This window comes from Alicyclobacillus tolerans, assembly GCF_048984885.1.
Taxonomy (GTDB): Bacteria; Bacillota; Bacilli; order Alicyclobacillales; family Alicyclobacillaceae; genus Alicyclobacillus_I; species Alicyclobacillus_I tolerans.
In genome coordinates this window covers 2,062,312-2,082,549 of record NZ_JBMGNK010000002.1, presented here as the reverse complement: position 1 = coordinate 2,082,549, position 20,238 = coordinate 2,062,312, and the positions used below count along the sequence as shown (strand labels likewise).

25 protein-coding genes are annotated in these 20,238 nt (G+C 38.3%); 23 read left to right on the top strand and 2 right to left on the bottom strand.

Annotation, left to right across the window (positions count from 1 at the left end; translation table 11 throughout):
• Nucleotides 1–91 precede the first annotated feature (91 nt).
• From radC to zapE, 23 genes are all read left to right on the top strand, one after another.
• The gene (gene radC / locus ACOJUR_RS10510; RefSeq protein ID WP_370541562.1) at nucleotides 92–781 is read left to right on the top strand and encodes a RadC family protein; all 690 of its coding nucleotides are present in this window, start codon (nucleotides 92–94) and stop codon (nucleotides 779–781) included.
• A gap of 65 nt (nucleotides 782–846) precedes the next feature.
• Nucleotides 847–1,881, top strand: a complete 1,035-nt coding sequence (locus ACOJUR_RS10505; protein ID WP_072875270.1) for a rod shape-determining protein — start codon at nucleotides 847–849, stop codon at nucleotides 1,879–1,881.
• 40 nt (nucleotides 1,882–1,921) lie between these two features.
• On the top strand, nucleotides 1,922–2,791 hold the full coding sequence (gene mreC / locus ACOJUR_RS10500; protein ID WP_420949949.1) for a rod shape-determining protein MreC: 870 nt from the start codon (nucleotides 1,922–1,924) through the stop codon (nucleotides 2,789–2,791).
• Nucleotides 2,788–3,303, top strand: a complete 516-nt coding sequence (mreD, locus tag ACOJUR_RS10495) for a rod shape-determining protein MreD (protein WP_203115403.1) — start codon at nucleotides 2,788–2,790, stop codon at nucleotides 3,301–3,303. Before mreC ends, mreD begins: the two co-directional genes overlap by 4 nt.
• Before the next feature lie 104 nt (nucleotides 3,304–3,407).
• The gene (locus tag ACOJUR_RS10490) at nucleotides 3,408–4,133 is read left to right on the top strand and encodes a septum site-determining protein MinC (RefSeq protein ID WP_083574396.1); all 726 of its coding nucleotides are present in this window, start codon (nucleotides 3,408–3,410) and stop codon (nucleotides 4,131–4,133) included.
• Between the two features lie 20 nt (nucleotides 4,134–4,153).
• Nucleotides 4,154–4,951 carry a septum site-determining protein MinD gene (gene minD, locus ACOJUR_RS10485; RefSeq protein ID WP_072875266.1) on the top strand — a complete coding sequence of 266 codons (798 nt, stop codon included), beginning with the start codon at nucleotides 4,154–4,156 and terminating at the stop codon, nucleotides 4,949–4,951.
• A gap of 65 nt (nucleotides 4,952–5,016) precedes the next feature.
• Nucleotides 5,017–5,913: a peptidoglycan DD-metalloendopeptidase family protein gene (locus ACOJUR_RS10480; RefSeq protein WP_420949948.1), complete on the top strand. Its 897-nt coding sequence runs from the start codon at nucleotides 5,017–5,019 to the stop codon at nucleotides 5,911–5,913.
• A 53-nt stretch (nucleotides 5,914–5,966) separates the two neighbouring features.
• Complete coding sequence (locus tag ACOJUR_RS10475) at nucleotides 5,967–6,833, top strand: M50 family metallopeptidase (protein WP_165612040.1); 867 nt, start codon at nucleotides 5,967–5,969, stop codon at nucleotides 6,831–6,833.
• 155 nt (nucleotides 6,834–6,988) lie between these two features.
• Complete coding sequence (rplU, locus tag ACOJUR_RS10470) at nucleotides 6,989–7,300, top strand: 50S ribosomal protein L21 (RefSeq protein WP_072875263.1); 312 nt, start codon at nucleotides 6,989–6,991, stop codon at nucleotides 7,298–7,300.
• A gap of 6 nt (nucleotides 7,301–7,306) precedes the next feature.
• Nucleotides 7,307–7,624 carry a ribosomal-processing cysteine protease Prp gene (locus ACOJUR_RS10465; RefSeq protein WP_072875262.1) on the top strand — a complete coding sequence of 106 codons (318 nt, stop codon included), beginning with the start codon at nucleotides 7,307–7,309 and terminating at the stop codon, nucleotides 7,622–7,624.
• 26 nt (nucleotides 7,625–7,650) lie between these two features.
• Nucleotides 7,651–7,953, top strand: coding sequence for a 50S ribosomal protein L27 (gene rpmA, locus ACOJUR_RS10460; protein WP_072875261.1), 303 nt, complete (start codon nucleotides 7,651–7,653; stop codon nucleotides 7,951–7,953).
• 88 nt (nucleotides 7,954–8,041) lie between these two features.
• Complete coding sequence (locus ACOJUR_RS10455; RefSeq protein ID WP_420949947.1) at nucleotides 8,042–8,518, top strand: Spo0B domain-containing protein; 477 nt, start codon at nucleotides 8,042–8,044, stop codon at nucleotides 8,516–8,518.
• 13 nt (nucleotides 8,519–8,531) lie between these two features.
• Nucleotides 8,532–9,821 (top strand): GTPase ObgE, encoded by a 1,290-nt coding sequence (gene obgE / locus ACOJUR_RS10450; RefSeq protein WP_306954451.1) that lies wholly within the window; start codon nucleotides 8,532–8,534, stop codon nucleotides 9,819–9,821.
• Complete coding sequence (locus ACOJUR_RS10445) at nucleotides 9,805–10,221, top strand: MPN domain-containing protein (protein ID WP_238413688.1); 417 nt, start codon at nucleotides 9,805–9,807, stop codon at nucleotides 10,219–10,221. Before obgE ends, ACOJUR_RS10445 begins: the two co-directional genes overlap by 17 nt.
• Before the next feature lie 70 nt (nucleotides 10,222–10,291).
• Nucleotides 10,292–11,293 (top strand): GspE/PulE family protein, encoded by a 1,002-nt coding sequence (locus ACOJUR_RS10440; RefSeq protein WP_238413728.1) that lies wholly within the window; start codon nucleotides 10,292–10,294, stop codon nucleotides 11,291–11,293.
• The gene (locus ACOJUR_RS10435; protein ID WP_420949946.1) at nucleotides 11,278–12,321 is read left to right on the top strand and encodes a type II secretion system F family protein; all 1,044 of its coding nucleotides are present in this window, start codon (nucleotides 11,278–11,280) and stop codon (nucleotides 12,319–12,321) included. The genes ACOJUR_RS10440 and ACOJUR_RS10435 overlap by 16 nt, the downstream gene beginning before the upstream one ends.
• A 23-nt stretch (nucleotides 12,322–12,344) precedes the next feature.
• On the top strand, nucleotides 12,345–12,713 hold the full coding sequence (locus ACOJUR_RS10430) for a prepilin-type N-terminal cleavage/methylation domain-containing protein (protein ID WP_072875255.1): 369 nt from the start codon (nucleotides 12,345–12,347) through the stop codon (nucleotides 12,711–12,713).
• Nucleotides 12,714–12,731: 18 nt separating this feature from the next.
• On the top strand, nucleotides 12,732–13,205 hold the full coding sequence (locus tag ACOJUR_RS10425; RefSeq protein ID WP_420949945.1) for a hypothetical protein: 474 nt from the start codon (nucleotides 12,732–12,734) through the stop codon (nucleotides 13,203–13,205).
• A gap of 252 nt (nucleotides 13,206–13,457) precedes the next feature.
• Nucleotides 13,458–13,958, top strand: a complete 501-nt coding sequence (locus ACOJUR_RS10420) for a hypothetical protein (RefSeq protein ID WP_420949944.1) — start codon at nucleotides 13,458–13,460, stop codon at nucleotides 13,956–13,958.
• 236 nt (nucleotides 13,959–14,194) lie between these two features.
• Entirely contained in the window at nucleotides 14,195–15,481 is a 1,287-nt protein-coding gene (locus tag ACOJUR_RS10415; protein WP_420950494.1) for an IS110 family RNA-guided transposase, read from the top strand.
• Nucleotides 15,482–15,893: 412 nt separating this feature from the next.
• Entirely contained in the window at nucleotides 15,894–16,163 is a 270-nt protein-coding gene (locus ACOJUR_RS10410; protein WP_072874169.1) for a hypothetical protein, read from the top strand.
• Nucleotides 16,164–16,178: 15 nt separating this feature from the next.
• Nucleotides 16,179–16,709 (top strand): shikimate kinase, encoded by a 531-nt coding sequence (locus ACOJUR_RS10405; protein ID WP_083574220.1) that lies wholly within the window; start codon nucleotides 16,179–16,181, stop codon nucleotides 16,707–16,709.
• A gap of 14 nt (nucleotides 16,710–16,723) precedes the next feature.
• Nucleotides 16,724–17,668, top strand: coding sequence for an AFG1/ZapE family ATPase (gene zapE, locus ACOJUR_RS10400; protein ID WP_203115411.1), 945 nt, complete (start codon nucleotides 16,724–16,726; stop codon nucleotides 17,666–17,668).
• A gap of 2 nt (nucleotides 17,669–17,670) precedes the next feature.
• Here the strand turns inward: zapE and ACOJUR_RS10395 are convergent, their stop codons facing one another.
• Together ACOJUR_RS10395 and ACOJUR_RS10390 are read right to left on the bottom strand one after the other, a co-directional pair.
• A complete protein-coding gene (locus ACOJUR_RS10395; protein WP_420949943.1) occupies nucleotides 17,671–18,579 on the bottom strand; it encodes a YqhG family protein in 909 nt (302 codons plus the stop codon).
• Nucleotides 18,580–18,584: 5 nt separating this feature from the next.
• Complete coding sequence (locus ACOJUR_RS10390; protein WP_420950539.1) at nucleotides 18,585–20,237, bottom strand: DEAD/DEAH box helicase; 1,653 nt, start codon at nucleotides 20,235–20,237, stop codon at nucleotides 18,585–18,587.
• Between the last annotated feature and the right edge of the window lies 1 nt (nucleotide 20,238).

Below are 20,238 nucleotides of genomic sequence, written 5' to 3'. Positions count from 1 at the left end.
TAAAATAATGAAGAATCATGTTACCTTTCTTTATTGTGGACCTAGTATGATTTCTCTACTCTGTGTTTACCAGTTGATCAGAAGGCGAGGAATCAGGGTGGAAGGTCCCAAAAAAATGAATTTCCCAAGTAAAGATCAACCACGTGAAAGACTTATCCTACATGGTCCAGAATCATTAAGATCAGATGAATTGTTAGCCATTATTCTACAGGTTGGTCATCGTGATTGTTCTGTGTTCGACTTGGCTAAACAAATTTTAGAAGCCGTGGGTGGTATTCAAGGTCTTATTGATGTTAGACTTGAAGAATTGACGAAGCTTCATGGAGTTGGAAGGAATAAAGCTTTGCAAATTTGTGCTGCTGTAGAATTAGGGCGAAGAGTCATTGCTCCACCTTCTGAAGTGTATCCTATTATTCGCAGTGCGGAAGATGCTGCCAATTTAGTTATGGAGGAATTGCGATACCTAAAGCGAGAACATTTTGTTACACTTTATTTAGATACGAAGCACAGACTCATGGCTAAGGAAGTTTCGTCTATTGGAAGTCTGGATGCCTCCATTGTTCATCCTCGAGAAATTTTTATGCCTGCTGTAAGGAGAAGTGCTTCAGCAATTTTATGCATGCATAATCACCCAAGTGGAGATCCTACACCAAGTAAGGAAGATATATGCGTTACACAGCGCTTGGATGAGGTCGGCAGAATATTAGGTATTGAATTGCTCGATCACATTATTATTGGCGATGGTCGATTTTGCAGCTTGAAAGCAAAGCATCTAATATGATTTATTAAAATGTATGTGATTTGGGTATGATGGGCTGGGAATTGTTGAGAGGGGTTTGTTGACCGATGTTTTCAGTGCGAGATATGGGCGTTGATTTGGGTACAGCCAATACGTTGGTTTATGTAAAAGGTAAAGGAATTGTACTAAGAGAACCTTCTGTTGTTGCTATGAGAACGGATACTGGTGCGATTGAAGCTGTAGGTACTGAAGCCAAGCAGATGATAGGCAGAACGCCGGGAAATATAGTCGCTGTTCGGCCATTAAAAGATGGTGTCATTGCTGATTTTCAGACTACATCAACCATGTTGCGTCATTTTATTAGACAGGCCATGAAGACAAAGTCCAATTGGTCAGGAAAGCCGCGTGTAATGATTAGTGTGCCATCTGGGATTACAGCTGTTGAAAAGCGTGCAGTAGAAGACGCAGCTCTGGAGGCGGGAGCAAAAGATGCGCAAACGATTGAAGAACCCATGGCAGCAGCTATTGGGGCGGGATTGCCTGTGGGTGAACCGACCGGTTCGATGGTTGTGGATATAGGCGGTGGAACAACCGAGGTTGCCATTATATCACTGGGCGGAATAGTAACAAGCCGTTCTATACGCGTTGCTGGCGATGAATTGGATGAGGCTATCATACAGTATATTAAAAAGTCTTATAATTTAATGATTGGCGAGCGTACTGCTGAAGAGCTAAAGATTCAAATTGGCACGGCTATACCCGGACTGGAAGAAGGTCAAATGGATATTCGCGGTCGTGATTTGCTCACAGGTTTGCCAAAGAATTTTACTGTTAATGCAAAAGAAATTGGCGAAGCACTTTCGGATACCGTTTCTTCAATTATTGAGGCGGTTAAAGTTACTTTGGAAAAATCACCTCCTGAATTAGCGGCGGATATTATGGATCGCGGAATCGTTCTTACTGGTGGAGGGGCGCTCTTACGCCATTTGGATAAACGACTTTCAGATGAGACGGGAATGCCGGTTGTCGTTGCAGAAAACCCATTAGATTGCGTTGCTGTTGGAACAGGAAAAGCGCTTGACAATTATGATGTTTATCGGAGAAGAAGCGCAATGATGCGAAAGGCTCAGGGTAGGGCATAATTCCAAGTTTAAGGCGCAATAGATAGGATGTGGGATTCGGGTGTCCCGGTTATTTTCCAGCAGAAGATTATTCGTTTTATTGGTGAGCATCATTTTGCTAATTGTTCTGGCTGGTATTACTCTGGGTGGAACGGGAAGAATAGCCAATTTTCCTGAACAAATTATTATGAATACAGAGAGTGCTGTATCCGGGTTAATTTATCAACCTGTAAGTCAGGTGACTTCCTTTTTTTCTGGGTTAAGTAATTTACAACAACTATATCAGCAGAACGCACAGTTGAAGAGCGAGCTACAAAATTACGAAAGCATTCAATCACAACTGGTGGATTCTAAAGCTCAAATTCAACAATTAGAGAAAATGTTAGGTTATAAACAGACGATAAATCAGTCTATGTCACTTGTTCCTGCTGATGTAACGGGTCGAGATCCTTCAACATGGAATTCTGAGTTGTTGATAGATGCTGGTCTTAATCAAGGGGTAAAACCTGATATGTCCGTAGTATCTCCAGATGGTAGCTTGGTAGGTCGTGTATCTGTCGTTTCGAGTAATAGTGCCAAGGTAGTTCTCATTACAGATACACAATTGGGGGATGGAGTTTCTGCATTTGTACAAACTTCTTCTGGTCAACAACCTTTTGGGATCGTAGTTGGTTCGACTCGGATTGCTGGTCAATTACAGATGAGCTTTTGGGCTCCATTGATTCAGGTGTCAGTTGGAGAGAAAGTGGTAACGTCTGGACTCAGTGATATATATCCTAAAGGCATATTGATAGGTACGATTTCAAGCGTACAGACAGGACCTCAAGGTTCAGCCCAAAGTGCAACGATTATTCCTGCGGCTAATTTAAATTATCTACAGCACGTTTTTGTTGTTACAAAAACAAAAACGATTGGGGAAACATTAAAATGAAAATTTTTGTAACTTTTATCGCGTTATGGATAGGATTGATACTTCAGTCCACTGTTTTTCAAATCCCGCCTTACAACGCGATTCAGCCCGACTTTGTTCTTGTCGGGCTTGTTCTTGTAGCGCTTATGAGGGGAACGAAACCCGCACTGTTTTTAGGGTTGCTTTTAGGTTTGATTCAAGACGTAGTATTTGGTTCATTTATTGGCCTTAATGCTTTTGCTCTCGCAGTCATAGCTTATTTTGCTGCTGCTGCATTTGCACAATTTATGCACAAGAATATAACCATAACTTTTTTGGTCACCCTATGTTGCAGCTTTATTGATGTTTGGTTAACTTTTGGGTTTACACGCATGTTCGGTGTAACAGCTTATAGTTGGATTACTGTAATCTACCAATCTCTTGAACAAATGTTAATAAATGGTATATTGGTTCTTTTGCTTTATCCTTTAGCAATAAAATTTTTGGCGATTTCTGCTGACAATCACTATGGCAAAGTTCCTGATGGAGAATGATAAGTTCTATTTCTATGATTTTATTTTGGCAATATTCCATTTGGAGCAGGAGTTAATTTTTTAATAGCGAATTCTTTTCGCCGGGCTATTGTATAAATGGGGGAGTGTATTTGCTGCTGGAAAGCGAAAGACTTTCAAACGGCGAACGGGCTACAGTAACACTTAAAGGAACTAAGGAAGGTTTATTGTTGCTTTTAGACGATCAAGCTGAACTTAGTCGTTTGCTCGAAGATTTGGATAGTTTACTTAATGGTGAAAAAAAATCGTTTTTTTCTGGGCCGGGTGTAGCCATCTCTATTGATTATGGCAATAGGCAATTATCTTCTGAACATGATTATGAATTAATTAAAATATTACATTTGTTAATGGAGAAAGACAATTTATTCATAAAAGAATGGGGACCATCCACTTTAGCCAAACGCTCTCTTTTTGAAAATCAGAAAACGAATGTTCGTCAGACACTTTGGAAAGGAACGATACGTGCAGGACAAAAAATGGTTTTTGATGGTGATGTAGTTATTATTGGGGATGTGAATCCTGGCGGTGAAGTGCAGGCTACGGGTGATATATACTGTTTGGGACGTTTGAGAGGAATTGCTCATGCAGGAATCTTGGGCGATTGGTCAACTATTATTGCAGCTGCAGAATTTTCTCCTATGCAAATTCGTATTGCGGACATGATGAGCAGCGCCCCAGAGAGCCCGAAAAGAGCTTTAAAAACGACTATGGAATTTGCTTATCTCAGTGAAGAGGGAATCGCTATTGATAAACTCGATACTTTGCATAATTGGACGATGAAAGTTCGGTTAGAGAAAGAACACTCTCAGTAATTTCAGGAGGTTTGAATTTTTTGGGTACTTCAATCGTTGTAACTTCCGGAAAAGGTGGCGTTGGAAAGACCACAACTACCGCCAATATTGGTTCGGCGTTGGCGTTGCTTGGCAAAAGTGTTGTGTTGATAGATGCAGACATAGGTTTGCGAAATTTAGATGTTGTACTAGGTTTAGAAAATCGAATTGTTTACGACATTGTGGACGTTGCTACGGGAGACTGTCGGTTAGATCAGGCTCTCATTCGTGATAAACGTTTTGACCATCTGTCCCTGTTACCCGCTGCTCAAACGAAAGACAAGTCTGCTTTAACCGTCGATATGATGAAAAGTTTAGTCATGAAACTAAAGGAAGACTTTGATTTTGTCATTATAGATTGTCCTGCAGGTATTGAATTAGGATTTAGGGTAGCCGTATCTGGAGCTGATCGGGCTATTGTTGTCACGACTCCCGAAACCCCGGCAGTACGCGATGCTGATAGAGTTATTGGTCTGCTAGAAAATGAAGGAGTCTTGACGCCAAAATTGGTTGTCAACCGTATTCGTCCGCAAATGGTTAAACGTGGAGAAATGCTTGATATTGATGAAATCGTTCAAGTACTAGCTATTGATTTGCTGGGAATTGTTCCGGATGATGAAGCCATTATCAGCAATGCCAATAAAGGTGAACCAACCGTTATAAAACCGGATTCCAAAGCATCTATGGCCTATCGCAATATTGCTCGGCGCATGCTTGGTGATTCCGTACCACTGATGGTTTTGGAAGAGCAACGTGGGTTATGGGGTAAATTTAAAAAAGTATTTGGTAGTAAATCATAAAGTTATACATAGATTTACCTCTAGCATCATACTTTTGTCTTGAAAACAAAAGGAGATGCTGCATGATGTTAAAATCCAGTAACTCATTTTTCAAAGATCGTCTGAATCGTTTGATATCGAAAAAAAACAAAACTGAAGATTTCTATGAAGAAAATCCATTTGCCATTTCACCTCATGAAAATTCTAATGTCGAATCGAGTTCGCCAAGCCAGTTACCGAAACGTTGGGTTGACGAGTCATTGTCTCCTTATGGATTTGCGGACGATCACGGTGGTTTGCAACAAATGGATTCTCCTACATGGAGAAAAGTAAGTCGAGGTTTTGGAAAACAAAATCGTTTTATCCCCAAATCTGTGAGTTCAAATCTTTCTTTAAAGAAGAAAGATGCTCGAGGCTTAAATCATCCTCTATTTATTTGGAAAATATTCGGATCGCTTGCGCTTGTTTTAGCAGGTATCTATTCCTTACAAATGCACAATACCACCTCCAATCGTTTACATCTAGGTTATCAATGGGCAATGAGTAATGATGAAACAAGTAAAGTTATGCCGTTTTTGGATAAATTGGCTCAACAATTACGCATTCAATTGCCAAGCTTTGGTGTACAAGCTGCAGAAAAATTGCATGACCCCGTTTCTGGCGTCCTTGTTGCTGACTATTCGAATGCTCATCCTGAAATTTGGATACAGACGGTACCGGGAGCTGTAGTTGATGCAGCGGGTTCGGGTAATGTGGTTGCAATTTCTAAAGATGGTAAGGATGAATTGGTGGAAATTAATAACGGAAGCTTTGGGTATTCTCTTTATGCGGGTTTAGCAAATGTGACTGTAAAAATTCATCAGTATGTCTATGCAGGACAAATTATAGGTCATATGCCTGCAAATAGTAGTCAACCTGTATTAAGGTTTTCAATGTTCAAAAACGGACAATTTGAAAATCCGCATCAATGGATAAAATTTTAATGAATAGTACAAATTATCGAGGTCTTTCTATGCTGACAAGATTGAACTGTATCATGCGAAAAAAAAATATCATTCATATTCACCCACTTTTTGCCATTATGATTTTGTTGGCCATTCCAAGTGGATTTGTTATACAAGCATTGATGCTTTTTGGGATTGTTTTATTGCATGAGTTTGGTCATGTCATTGTGGCTAAAAAGTATGGATATGAGATTGATAAAATTACTTTGCTACCCTTTGGTGGAATGGCAGAGCTAAAAGATCAATCTATTGGATTTCATCCCAGGCGCGAATCTTCAATTGCTATTGCAGGCCCTGCTGTAAATATTCTGCTCATTCCAATCGGATATATATTCACCCGATCTCCGCTATTCTCTAGTTATTGGAATTCGTTTTTTTTAATCAATTTTTGGATATTCATGTTCAATATGTTACCTGCTTTACCGCTTGATGGAGGGAGAATTATCCGAGCAATCCGGGCGAGAGAAATAGGATATGAACATGCGACAAGGGAGGCATATCAAATGGCGATTATCTTGTCGGTTCTCCTGTTCTGTTTTTCCGTGATTACTTTTGTAGTTGGTAAACCTCATCTGGGAGCGTTTATGCTGGCAATTTTTCTGTTTGTCGGGGCACTTACAGGGCGAAAAAAAGTGCGCCTAGAAACTATGCAATTTTTAAGAAATAAACATCAAAATTATCCAGTTACTAATTCTATTACCTCATTAGCAGTATCTGCATCCGCAAGTGTTAGAGATGCAGCACTGCGCTGTAGCCCCGATCGTTATATGTTATTTTACGTTCTTGGAGATACTGGAGAAATCATGGGTATGATAGATGAAAGTGAAATCGCTACTGCAGTATTTCGCGGAGATTGGATGAAATCAATGGAAGAATTATTAAAAGAATTAGTTCGTTAGATGAGTGTACAAATACCATACAGTATGTGCAATTGCATTGTTTTTTGATTTTTGTTATTCTATAAAGAGTGCTTGCTATACGCACATGCCGCTTGTGAAAGGTTAAAATGCATTTAGGCAACCTTAGCAGCGAGTTCTGAAAACAGAGGTGCTTTATGTACGCAATCGTGGAATCTGGAGGAAAACAGTTTAAAGTTGAGGAAGGGCAAACTATAACGGTTGAAAAATTACCAGTTGAAGTTGGCCAAACGGTACTTTTGGATAAGGTGTTTTTAATTCAAAACAATGGACAGCTTAAAATTGGCACACCTTATGTGGAAGGCGCAGTTGTTAAAGCTGTTGTGGAATCTCACGGTAAAGATAAAAAAATCATTGTTTTTAAATATAAAGCTAAAAAGAATTATCACAAAAAACAAGGTCATCGTCAGCCCTTCACGAAATTGAAAATTGAAACCATCCAGGGTTGAGTATTTGTGATTAAAGTTTTTGTTCGTACTTCCAATCAACAAGTAGTGAGTTTTGAAATCCATGGACATGCAGGGTTTGATGTAAATGGCAAGGATATTGTATGTGCTGCAGTTTCTGTTTTAGCCTATAATTGCATTAACTCTTGTGAAGTCTTAGCAGGAACAGCATTACATGTGACAGATACTGGACAGAAGATGTCAGTTTCTATTCCTCAAAATGTGAGTAAAGAAGTTTGTCTTCTTATATCTTCGTTTGTCTTGGGTATTGAACAAATTTGTCAGCAATATCCAGAATATGTTCAAATCTATTCAATTGAATCCTAGTATTGTAGGATGGGAGTGTTTTCGTGATGTTGTTAATGAATTTGCAAAGATTTGCTCATAAAAAAGGTGTTTCAAGTACCCGTAACGGTCGAGACAGTGAATCGAAGCGTCTGGGTGTTAAACGGGCAGACGGTCAATTGGTGACGGCTGGGAGTATTTTAGTTCGTCAACGTGGTACTAAAATTCATCCTGGCACGAATGTTGGTATTGGTAAAGATGATACCTTATTTGCAAAATTAGAGGGCAAAGTTAAGTTTGAGCCATTTGGCCGAGGGAAAAAGAAAGTAAGTGTATATCCTGTTTTAGAAACAGTGTCGGCTCAAAACTAACCTATAATTCAATAGGTAGAGTAGACAGTATCAGATGAGGAATCGAGCTTGGCCTTTAAAGGCCAGGCTTTTTTTGGAGGAGCCCGCTTTGCAGGATAAACTATCTTGGTTTCGTGGTCATCGCCATGAAGTGCTCAATAAACTTCAATTGATTCGCGCTTATATGCAAATGAACCGTTTAGAATCTGCTTTGGAGCATATCGATCAATTGTCGATTTGGTTGCGTTCTTTATCAGAGTTACAAAATTCTCAAATTCCCGGTCCTGTTATAGAAGTTTTTGCAGAATGTTCCTACCTTCAATGTGAATTTATTTCACAAATTAATGAAGTGACTCATCTTTTTGGATTGGATACCTTGATCTGCACGCTTATAGAATTAAATAATTTTGCAAATCAATATTTGCATAAACCTCTTACGATAAAAACAAAAAAGAGCCTGGATACACTTCAACTATTCTTTATATTACCTATGAAGTTACAATACGAATATTTAGAGTGGATAAAAGAAATGGAAATTAAATTATCGAAATTGATGCAACCGTTGTTTCATGTTCAATTTGAATGAAAGGGTGTAACTGATGTTTATTGATCAAGCTAAAATTTATGTAAAAGGTGGAGACGGTGGTGATGGTATCGTCAGTTATAGAAGAGAGAAATACGTACCTTTAGGGGGGCCAGCAGGTGGAGATGGGGGACGTGGTGGAGATGTTGTATTTATAGTTGATGAAGGATTAAGGACATTGATTGATTTTAAATATCAAAAACATTTTAAAGCTAAATCAGGTGAGCGAGGTAAGCCGAAAAATCAACATGGAGCTTCAGCAGATGATTTTATAGTTAAAGTTCCACCGGGAACAGTTATCAGAGATTTAGATACCAACGAATTTCTTGGCGATCTTGTTCATCATGGCCAAAAACTAGTTGTTGCTAAGGGAGGCAGAGGGGGTAGAGGCAATACACGATTTGCTTCCGAGAGTAATAAAGCACCTGATATGGCCGAAAAAGGAGAGCCGGGACAAGAAAGATGGATTGAATTAGAATTGAAAGTACTTGCAGATGTAGGATTGATAGGTTTTCCGAGTGTGGGGAAAAGTACATTGTTAAGTAAAGTCTCTGCAGCTCGTCCTAAAGTTGCGGCATATCCATTTACTACGTTAACCCCAGAATTGGGTGTCGTTCGTTTAGATGAGGGAAGAAGCTTTGTTATGGCCGATTTACCTGGTCTAATCGAAGGGGCGCATGAAGGACATGGATTAGGTTTGGATTTTTTACGCCATATTGAACGTACTCTTCTTCTGATTCATGTGATCGATATGGCTGCAATGGAAGGAAGAGATCCGATCTCTGACTATGAGATTATTCAACATGAATTAAAATATTATCATAAGCACCTTGAAGACAAACCACAAATTGTGGTTGCTAACAAAATGGATGTACCAGATGCTCAAGAACATCTTCAAAAATTCCTTCATCGTTATCCTGATCTTCAGGTTTTGACGGTTTCTACATTAACTGGTGAGGGATTAGACAAGCTGCTAAATATGACTTATGAAAATCTTCAAGTGATTCTTAATCAACGTAAAGAAGAAGAGAAACTTCAAGAGAATCAACCTTCTGAAGAGAAAAAAATCTATCGTTTTGAAGAGAACAAAAAATTTGAAATTCGTAAAGAAGGTAACCGATATATTGTCATAAGCTCTCAACTGGAAAAAATGATAAAAATGACAAATTTTTCACAACAAGATGCTGTTTTTCGCTTTCAAAGAATAATGAAACTACAGGGTGTAGATGAAGCTTTACGCCAAAAAGGTGCACAAGATGGTGACACAGTCCAAATTGGAGATATGGAATTTGATTTTGTGGAATAATGTTGCTGAGCCTAATTGGTGGAAATATATTTCTTCAAATGTATTATATTACTTGTGCTCGAATTTCCCGAGGGAATCGGCTGGTTTTCTTGTTCGGGATTTGAATGGCGAAGTATGTTTTTTTCCTATTCCTGTATTTTCAAGTTCCGATCATTTCTATTGGGATGTTGAAAAATTTGTACCTTTACTTTATTTTTTTCATAAAGAAAAATATGAGATTATGGCAACAGTACATTCACACATTGGTGACAAAGCTCCTGCACAAATGTCCACTGCAGATCATCTTCTGCATGAGTGGGCATCTTTTCATGTCCTCGTTTCTATTTTTCACTCACGATCTACGGAATATTTTGTGAAATTCTATAGTTCTCAAGAATTTATATTTAATAATAAATTGTAAAAAGGAAATTAAATGAGATGGACGAATTATACCAGCGTTAGGATTGAATGAGACTGGTCAGGTGAAGAAAATGAGGCAGGACGTCCAATCTGTTATAGCTGTACAATCCATACTCGACACCGCTTTACTATGGAATGTCAGTGATGTTCATCTGTATTTAGAAAATGAAGTACTTAAAGTTTCATTTCGGATGAGGGGAACAATCCATCCATTTCAAAGCTGGTTACAGGAAGGTTCTTTAATGGTACGCAGAATTAAAGCTTTAGCCAAAATGGATTTGACGGATCTTAGAATTCCTCAAGATGGAGTTTTTGAGTGGGATGATGGTATTAGAAAATGTTCTGTCAGAGTCTCCAGTATACCAACAGTATCTGGAGAATCTATAGTATTAAGGTTATTTCAATCCAGTTATCACCCTTCTTCCTTTGAGAATCTTGGCATGTCTCCAAAGATCTCGGAATCATTGAAAAAAATACTAAATAAGGAAGATGGGCTTATTTTAATAGTGGGACCCACCAATTCTGGGAAAACCACTTCCCTCTATACAATGACGCATTATTTATCACAATTAGGTAGAAGTGTTGTCAGTCTTGAACATCCTGTCGAATACCGAATGAATGACTTGAAGCAAATCGAAGTCAGAGAAAGATCAGGAATGACTTTTGAAATGGGAATCACTTCATTATTAAGGCAAGATCCTGATGTTTTAATGATAGGTGAAATTAGGGATCCATTGACTGCGAATATGGCTATCAGAGCTGCTTTAAGTGGGAGAATGGTTTTATCGACTACTCATGCGCGGGATGAAATAGGTGCAATTGCACGATTACATGAGTTGGGCATCTCTAAATCGTTTATTTCTGAATTATTAATTGCTATTTTAATTCAAAAATTAGTTTCTATAGAATGCCGAGAATGCAAAGGCAGTGGTTGTACTATTTGTCAGTATAGCGGTATTGAGAGAGAGCGAAAAGCAATTTTTCAACTTTCTGAGATCAATGCTATGCAAAGATCATTGATTTTAGATAATGAAATGTGGACGGAGTTGCGTCGACAATGGAACAACCCATAGAAACATTCTTTAGATTTAAAAAGAAACAAGGCAAACGACTGAATGATCATCAATTAAAAGATTGGGCGCAATTGCTTGACTCAGGAATTTCAGTGACTGAATTAATAGAACTATTTTCTGCAACAAATAACTCTCCGTACGTAGCCAGCCTTTATAAGGGAAATAAATTGTCTGATTTTTTGAGAGATAAAATTCCTTCTCTTCAACTTTCAGTTATCGAAATCGCTGAAAATACAGGAAATTTATCTTCTGTATTAAAGTCAATTTCTGAACGGATGCAAGAAAAACGCGAGTTAAAAAATGAGATTATTAAAAAGTTAATTTATCCACTGTTTTTATGGTTAATGGTTGTTGTTTTTTCAATCATCGTAAAAAAATTCATTTTACCTTCTTTTTTATCACTTTATATGCAATATACACGTCATTCAATCATTCGGTGGGAGTACATTGTCCTAGATTTTCCAAGTATCTGTTTGTTTGCTGCTGTAATTGGATTTCTATTGTCTTTCATCTGTTTTTTGATAAATCGATATCTACAGTTGGATTGGTTGCAAATGTCCATTCCAATTCCATGTCGTTTCTGGCTGATTTTAAATCAAAATATATTTTTAGTAGAGAGTATCACAGAATTAATTTCAGCTGGAGTACCCTTTGTCGATTCTCTTGAAAAATTATCATTTATGTCTAATATACCTTTTTGGTGTAGAAATCGTTGTAAATATATGCTTAAGCATATTCTGCTTGGCAATTCAATTGGAGAAATATTTAGTAACCATAATTATTTTGATCCTTTTCTTCAATACAGTATTAAATTGGGAGAGAAAACAGGTGACCTGGTCTTTTCGTTATTAAATTACAAAAATCAAAGTAATTTGAAAAGAAAAAAGATTTTAGATAAAATTCTTCACTCTATTGAACCCGCAATGACTCTTTGGATGGGATGCAATTTAGGATTAGTTGTCTATTCTACATTTATGCCTATGTATAAATTGATAAATCAAATGAGTATGCATTTTCCTATTCATTAAAACAGGGGTTGGTGATTTAGAAAATGAAAAATCTAAAAAGCGTCGTATTTTGGGAATTTCGTGGTTTTACGTTGCTTGAGTTAATGGTTTCAGTATTTATTATGGCTGTTATGATTGCTGTCGCAGCTCCTCAATTATTAGAAGCCGGGAAAAAAGCAGAATATACTGCACTACTTCAAGATGAACAGGTAATTCAATCTGCACTGTCTGAGTATCAATTGATGAATTATTCATTTCCTACAGGAAATACTCAACAACAATTACAAACCCTTGTAAGTGCTGGATTGCTCAATAGCGTGCCTGTCGATCCTTGTGGAGGTCAGTTTATTATTAATGACGGCAATGGAAACTCTGTCACAGTAACTTCAACAGATTCTCTATCGAATTCCTGACAAAGGAGATTGATAGTATTGATGTATGACGTAAACATTCAAAAACGCCTTATTTTTCATGGTTTTACATTGCTTGAAATCATGGTTTGGCTTTGTGTAGTTTCACTATTCTCATTCTTAGCCATACCAAAGATGCTCAATACTTTTAACCACGTTTTGTTAGAAAATAATCTTTTTAAGCTGTCAGATATTTTATCCGAGTCACAACTACTTGCCACGGAAAATAAAAAACCAGTAATTTTTACTTTTGCTCCATTTTCAGCTGAATATTGGATATATCAAAATGGACCTATACAAGGTTGGACTCCATTAGATCCAGGAGTAAGCTATCGAGATGGAATTCTCTCGCTTTATTCAAATCGAATTATATATAAGGCAGATGGAAGTTCTACCATAGCGGGTGTAATTCGGTTGAAGGCAGGAAACTCAACGGGAAATGTAAATCTTTATATGGGAAGCGGATTAGCTGTTAATCCAGATGGCGCATTATGACTTTTCTAGAATCGATTTTAATTTGGATATTAACTTCATGCAGTGCTTTCATATCTTTGTTCAGTTTAAATTATACATTACAAGCTGAGCGAACAGATCATGACCAAATTCAGTTGATGACCTCCTCCATTCAACTTATTTCTAAATTCGAAAAATCAATGACTCTATCAACTGTAAAGAGCTATAACTCTTGTCAATCTATAAATACCAGTTCAACTGTAAAATGGGTTTTTGAAGCATGTCATATTTGTGATGGGGTTTCATGTGAAACTTTTGATTTCCCGACTTAAACAAATTCAAAATCTTATGCAATTAGAGTCAGTAGGGTTTGTACTATGGGAGACAATGACTTCCATTTTTATCAATACAGTGCTGTTTATTTCCATTGTTTCTGTAATTTTAGCACTTCTACCGGGATGGAAAAATATTCAGAAAATAGATACGGATACTATTGATAGTTTATCTATACAAAGAATTTTCGGTCTTGATATGGAAGAAGCGAGTCAAGTAATTTTAGGTCAAAATGAACTACTGCTTAGTTTAGAAAATGGCTCAGTCGTTCGATATAGATTAAATGATAAAAACGAGCTGATTAGAATTAGCAACTATGGTGGTGTTGAGGTTGTTGCGCTTGGATTACGGAGCTTTACAGCAGAAATCGAAGGTAACAAAATTATTCTGGGATATAGCTTCGACTGTCAAAATCACCATCTTGAATTTCTTGATTGGAATAAAATATTTAATCAGGAATAATTCCAAATCAACTCATTGCTTCATGGGGTTCAATTCATTTATTGTCATGTTATTTTGTTTTCTTGCATCGGTACTTTCTGCTGGAATGGTTTCAAGTGCACTTTTTATCATCAAGAGCCATTCCTGTAATGAATTAATTTCGGGTTTGAAACAAAAAGAGCGCCTCCTGTATGCTGGGTTCCGAATGCAGGACATTCATTCCCTAATTGAGGAGGACGCTCAACGTGAAGTATAAGATGCAACAGAAGCAAAATCAACGAATCCAACAAATTACCGACGCTACCATCATTGTGGGAGCGGACATTGCGAAGCAAACGCATGTAGCGAGAGCCATTGATTTTCGTGGAATTGAGCTCGGTAGAGAGTGCGTTTTTAGCAATGACGATGAGGGTCTGACGAAACTCGTAACGTGGATGACGGAGTTGCAACGGCTGCACGGCAAGACGGATGTCGTCTTTGGCGTTGAGCCGACCGGACACTACTGGTTCCCGTTAGGTGCCTTCATTCAAGACTTGAACGTTCGATTCGTGCTCGTGAATCCGCATCACGTCAACAAGAGCAAAGAGTTGGAGGATAACTCGCCGACGAAGAACGACTACAAGGATGCTAAGGTCATTGCGAATCTCGTGAAGGACGGCAAGTACACCGAGCCCAAACTCCCAACAGGTGTCTATGCGGATTTACGAATCCTCATGAACCTGAGGGAAAAGGTTATGGTGAATCTAGGTCAGGTGCAGCGGCGGATACAGAACTGGCTCGACCGGTTCTTTCCGGAATACACCCAGGTGTTCAAGGATTGGGAAGGCAAGGCATCTCTCATTACACTGCGTGAGTCTCCGTTTCCACAGGACCTCGTCTTACTAGGCGCCAGTGAGATTGTGAACCAGTGGAAAAGTGGCGGTGTGAAACGGGCTGTCGGTATAAAGCGAGCAAAACGGCTCGTAACAGCCGCTGAAAAGTCCATTGGTCTGAAAGAGGGACTCAAGGCTGCTCGGTTGGAACTGACGGCTCTACTGGAGCAATACGACATGTTCACTCGGCAACGTGACGAAATCATGGCTCAGGTGGAGCAACTGCTCAACCAGATTCCAGGCACTGACGAGATGCTGAGTGTACCAGGGATGGGTGTAACGACACTTGCTGGCTTCCTGGCTGAAGTCGGTGACCTTCAGGGATATGACCATGGGCAGCAGATCATTCGGCTTGCTGGACTCAATTTGAAAGAAAACAGCTCTGGCAAGAGAAAAGGGAAAACTGGCATCTCTAAACGTGGACGCTCACGGCTGAGGGCACTTCTATTCCGAGCGATATTACCGATGGTAGCTACGAATCCAGAGTTCAAGGCTTTGCACCATTACTATACGACACGAACATGCAATCCCTTGAAGAAGAAACAGTCGCTCATTGCGCTGTGTGGAAAGCTCATTCGTGTCCTGCACACATTGGGGACAAAGCAAGTACCGTACAACTCTGAAGATTTACTGGGACCGCTTCGGAAGTCCCAACTACAGATGGCTGCTTAACTGATTCAAACTCGTACTTCAACTTACTCGCTTGTGAGACACGATGAAAGACCAAGACAAACGAAAGCACGGATAAGCCGTAGTAACTATTCCATAAGGGCAACGACCCAGCAAAGGAGCAAGAAACGGCATCCACCCCTTGAGAGGTAGAACGAAGGAATGTGAGGGCATAGACCCAGTGTGACATGGGAGGGTAAACCGCAAGGGAACGTGTGGACATCCAAAGGTGCGAACATCATTATGTTCCATGTATTGGTAAATTAACGCCAATCTCTGTTCCTGCCACGGAGTATCCGTTTGAAAATTGGCACATCTAGCATTCTGGCAATCCCTCTCAAATTGTCAAGGTGCGTAATCGTGAGAATGAGAGAGTAAATAGAAGAAAACATTAATTTATAGTGGGAGGAATCAGATGTTTATGAATACTTTTGCTGTTGAGACAGAAGCTCATCTATTAACAAACAAAATTCTTCAAGATATACGTGCAGGAGATACTCGTTTTCCAACTGAATTTGAAGTTGGGAAGTATAATTTTCAGATTCGAGTTATCAAAGGAAATTCTACTCAAATCATAACCATGGTTAGGTCTCCTTTTGCCAATACTGCGGTAGGAGTAGTGTATAATCAAAATGGGTATGTACAGCCTTTGCCGTATTCATGCAGTTGGCAAGAAAATTGTTAAAAGGGAGTTCACGTCGTGAGTACATTGCCTATCGCATTGGTGGGGATGATGGGGTCTGGAAAATCTACAATTGCCAAAAAAATTTCATATAAACTGAATGTTCCTTTTCAAGATTTGGATGATCTTATTACTTCCGAAATTGGCTGTTCCATTCAAGTTTTTTTTCAGAAATATGGTGAAAGAACTTTTCGACAGATTGAAGCCAGGTTATTTCAACAAATTTCCAAACAAACTGACTCTCCATTGATTTTGGCAACAGGCGGGGGGGTCATAATTGATGAAGAAAATCGAAAATATCTTAAACGTAATTGGTGGAGTGTGTATCTACAGACTTCTCCATACATTCTCGTCAAACGTTTAAAAAAAGAAGTAGATTCTCGGCCTCTATTAAATGAAAATATCCATGATACGTTAGAACAAAAAATACATGACATTTTAGAAACCAGACACCCCTTGTATTTAGAAGTGGCCTCCTTTATAGTGGATACCTCTTCTCTGAGTGTAGAAGAGGTTTGTTCGTCAATAGTTGCTGAATATCAAACTTAAGGGAGATTTTGGGTATGAGCGGGTTTAAATCTTTTGGTGATTCTGTCCCTGAAAAATGGAAAAAAGCTTCCAAACAAAAGGGAAAAACTCTGAATGTAAATTTGATTAGAAAACATATTCCAGAATTGGATAATTGGGCGTTGACAGACCAAGAGATCATTCATGAATCCATTATTTTATTGGAGCATATTAAACAACAAAAGATTTGTCAGAACTGTACAGGATACACTCAATGTCAGAAGGAAGGAGATATGAAAGGTTTTATACACAAATTACGTCGCTATGGAGGACAAATTGTTTCTGTTGCTGAAAGATGTGAACCCTATCAAGAGCATGAAAAAGCTCGAATTGTTCAAGAATGGAGTTCAATCATAGGCATCCATATTCAAGACAAAGAATACACTTTGGATAATTTTCCTTTGGAGCAAAAAAATCGATACTTAAAATTATTCCAATATTGTATTCGTTTTGCTAATGAGTATCATGTGAAAAATTCTTATCTTCAGGGAGTATATGTTTTTGGTTCTCCTGGTGTAGGTAAAACACACTTGGTGTTGGGTGTATTTAATCGATTGCAAGAGCGCGGAATACCTTGTCTTTTCTTAAGATCAGACTCTATTTTTGATAGAATGCGTCATCTCATCTCTGAAGATAAAGATCTCGAGCCGTTTATAGAGGCTTGTTGTAATGTGCCTGTTTTAGCTATTGATGAATTTGCTCAAGAAAGAGCTAATGATTTTACTATGGAAAAACTGTTTAGAATTATAAATTATAGATTTCATGCCAAACTGCCTACTTGGTTTACTTCTAATTTTTCTCCCCCAGACATTTATAAGCGTGGTGGAGCCGATATACAGGAGTCTGTAGCTGCTTTGAGAAGCAGAATCTTACAAATGTCTCGCTTGGCTAAAATAGAAGGAGAAGACTATCGCCAAAAGAATTTGAAATCATTAACATAATCTTAAGATGATGGGAGACCTATGAGTGCCATTTGTTCAATTATAATATCAATTGTTGGATAATACAGTTCGCTTAAGGATTTCAATTTTCTTTCATGTTCTATCTTAATTGAATCTAGTTTTTCTAAATCGGCATCTTCTAGTAAACTGTTATAATATAAATTGATATGTGCTTGTTCTTGTTCAAGGCGTGCAAGAGATTTTTCCGCCCAATCAGTTGGTTGTTGTTTGACTAGAAATTCTAAGTAAGTTTGCAGTGCTTGAAATCCATCGATTAACGACATACGCAATCGATAAAGTAATTTTTGTGGGCTTATAGGGTTCATTTCAATATGACGAATCTTGTTATAAAATTCATCTACAATTTGACCATTTTCTAGGCAAATTGCTACAGACCACAATTTTTGTTCCGACATATCACAACGAAATGTGAACATTCCATTCATCATTAACCAGGGAATTAAGATTTTGCTCCCTGACAAATTTTTGGGTGCAACAATAGCAAATGCTCCTCTTTTTTTAACACTGGCCAAAATTTTATCTAATAAAAAAGAACCGTAATCCACTAATTGTGCTTTAGGTGCCTGGTACATCCATCGTTCTGCAGGGCTTATAGAAAGTGAGACTATTTTTTCGTCGTGTTCGACCTTCATGCGTTGATTTTCTTTTTCTAAAGTAGGTTGATCAAAGGCCATACGCAGAACTGTTGGTTCTGGTTTTTGGCCAGTTGTTTCTATCCACATCCAATAAAAAGGTCTAGGATTCAACTCTTTGTCTACATCAGTAGGTAATTGTACCTCTCGATAGGAATCTTTTTTTAAGAGTGTTGTTGCATGGACAGCTTGAAAATAACGGTCGACAAAATCTAAACGTATTTTTGCATTTTTTAGGTCTTGTAAAGAGGCAACCACTATTTTCAACTCTCTTTCGTTGGGATACTTGAATTCATAAGCTGAAGTTGCTCTTGCATCTCTCTATCATTTTGGGAAGTCATTGCAATTTCTAATAATTTTTTCTCCCACTGAGGATTTTTACTTAAAATGGTATCTGTTTGCCCAATTACAGTTTGAAACATATGAATCTTCTCATGCAATAATTTAACGATGTGTTCTTCTAAGGTGCCATAAGTTGTGAGATGATGAATATAGCAGGGTTTTGTTTGTCCAAGTCTATGAATGCGGCCGATCCTTTGTTCTAAACGCATTGGATTCCATGGCAAATCGAGATTAATCATATAGTTGCAAAATTGCAGATTTATCCCTTCTCCTCCTGTTTCTGTTGCAACTAAAATTTGCGCACGATGCTCAAATAGGTCCTGCATCCAATCTTTTTTGCTTTTTTTGAATCCCCCGCGAAACGAAACTGCAGGAATTCCTTCTTTTTTAAGACGATAGAGCAAATAATCCTGTGTTGCTCGGTATTCTGTAAAAATGACGCATTTACTATTTTGCATGGTACGCAAAAGACTAAGCACCTTTTCAGCTTTGGTATAGGTTTGAATACGACCACCTAATTCCAGAAGATGCATGGCCTCTTCTTGGCTCATGAAAGTATTTGAGCGTTTCATCATTTTTTCAATCGATATCATGGCAGCGTAGGGAGAACTGCAAATTTCTCTTAATAAAGTTAGAATTGGCAAAGTTGAAATATGTTTTTCTGTCCTGTACTGGTATTCTCTTTTCATATAATCTTGTACAGCTTGATAAAAGTCTCGTTCTTGAGGATTTAAATCCAACGACCAGATTTTTACATGACGTGGAGGGAGTTGTGTATTTCCGTCCTCTCTACGGTTTCTAATCATCACTTCTTTGACTGAATTTTTTAATTCAGCGGGATTCTTGGCAATTCTCTTTTGACTTACATGTTGTTTGAAAAAATCTTCTTTTTTTCCTAATTGTCCAGGACGAAGCAAAGTGATGAGAGCATGCAGTTCATCCAATTGGTTTTGAATAGGTGTTGCAGTGAGCAGAAGCATGTATTTCGAAGTAATACGGTTAATAGTATCCCAATTTTTAGTTTTTCTATTTTTTAATTTATGAGCCTCATCAATGATAATCATGTCCCATGTTTCTGCGAGAATCAGGCTACGATGAGGTTCTCGCTTTGCGGTATCAAGAGAGGCTACGATAATATCTGCCTGCCAGTCATCTACTCTACGTTGAGCTACGGCTTGAATTCTGAATTTTTCAGCCAGTTCTCTCGTCCATTGAAGAACAAGTGAAGTCGGCACGAGAAGAAGAACTTTTTTTGCCAATCCTCGTAACAAATATTCTTTTAAGATGAGTCCAGCTTCTATTGTTTTTCCAAGTCCTACTTCATCAGCCAAGATGGCTCGTCCACGCAGTTCAGACACGACACGTTGTGCTGTTTTAAGTTGATGAGGAAGTGGTTGAAACCCAAACGTATGGTCAATCGCTAATAGTTTTTCAAAGGCAGGGACTAGGGAATTTTGTGTGGCTTCATAAGCCAGTTGAAAAATGTCCCATGAACGACTTTCAATATTGCCAAGAGCAGAGGTTTGTATGTATGCTGTAAACGCGTCAAATTTCTCTTTGTTCTTCCATGCCAAT

Coding starts and splice junctions, on each gene's coding strand:
- ACOJUR_RS10420 (WP_420949944.1), top strand. CDS start 13,458: ATGGGGTTTCATGTGAAACTTTTGATTTCCCGACTTAAACAAATTCAA.
- ACOJUR_RS10440 (WP_238413728.1), top strand. CDS start 10,292: ATGAGGCAGGACGTCCAATCTGTTATAGCTGTACAATCCATACTCGAC.
- mreD (WP_203115403.1), top strand. CDS start 2,788: ATGAAAATTTTTGTAACTTTTATCGCGTTATGGATAGGATTGATACTT.
- ACOJUR_RS10480 (WP_420949948.1), top strand. CDS start 5,017: ATGTTAAAATCCAGTAACTCATTTTTCAAAGATCGTCTGAATCGTTTG.
- ACOJUR_RS10430 (WP_072875255.1), top strand. CDS start 12,345: ATGAAAAATCTAAAAAGCGTCGTATTTTGGGAATTTCGTGGTTTTACG.
- ACOJUR_RS10475 (WP_165612040.1), top strand. CDS start 5,967: ATGCGAAAAAAAAATATCATTCATATTCACCCACTTTTTGCCATTATG.
- zapE (WP_203115411.1), top strand. CDS start 16,724: ATGAGCGGGTTTAAATCTTTTGGTGATTCTGTCCCTGAAAAATGGAAA.
- rpmA (WP_072875261.1), top strand. CDS start 7,651: ATGTTGTTAATGAATTTGCAAAGATTTGCTCATAAAAAAGGTGTTTCA.
- obgE (WP_306954451.1), top strand. CDS start 8,532: ATGTTTATTGATCAAGCTAAAATTTATGTAAAAGGTGGAGACGGTGGT.
- ACOJUR_RS10505 (WP_072875270.1), top strand. CDS start 847: ATGTTTTCAGTGCGAGATATGGGCGTTGATTTGGGTACAGCCAATACG.
- rplU (WP_072875263.1), top strand. CDS start 6,989: ATGTACGCAATCGTGGAATCTGGAGGAAAACAGTTTAAAGTTGAGGAA.
- ACOJUR_RS10410 (WP_072874169.1), top strand. CDS start 15,894: ATGTTTATGAATACTTTTGCTGTTGAGACAGAAGCTCATCTATTAACA.
- ACOJUR_RS10435 (WP_420949946.1), top strand. CDS start 11,278: ATGGAACAACCCATAGAAACATTCTTTAGATTTAAAAAGAAACAAGGC.
- ACOJUR_RS10415 (WP_420950494.1), top strand. CDS start 14,195: ATGCAACAGAAGCAAAATCAACGAATCCAACAAATTACCGACGCTACC.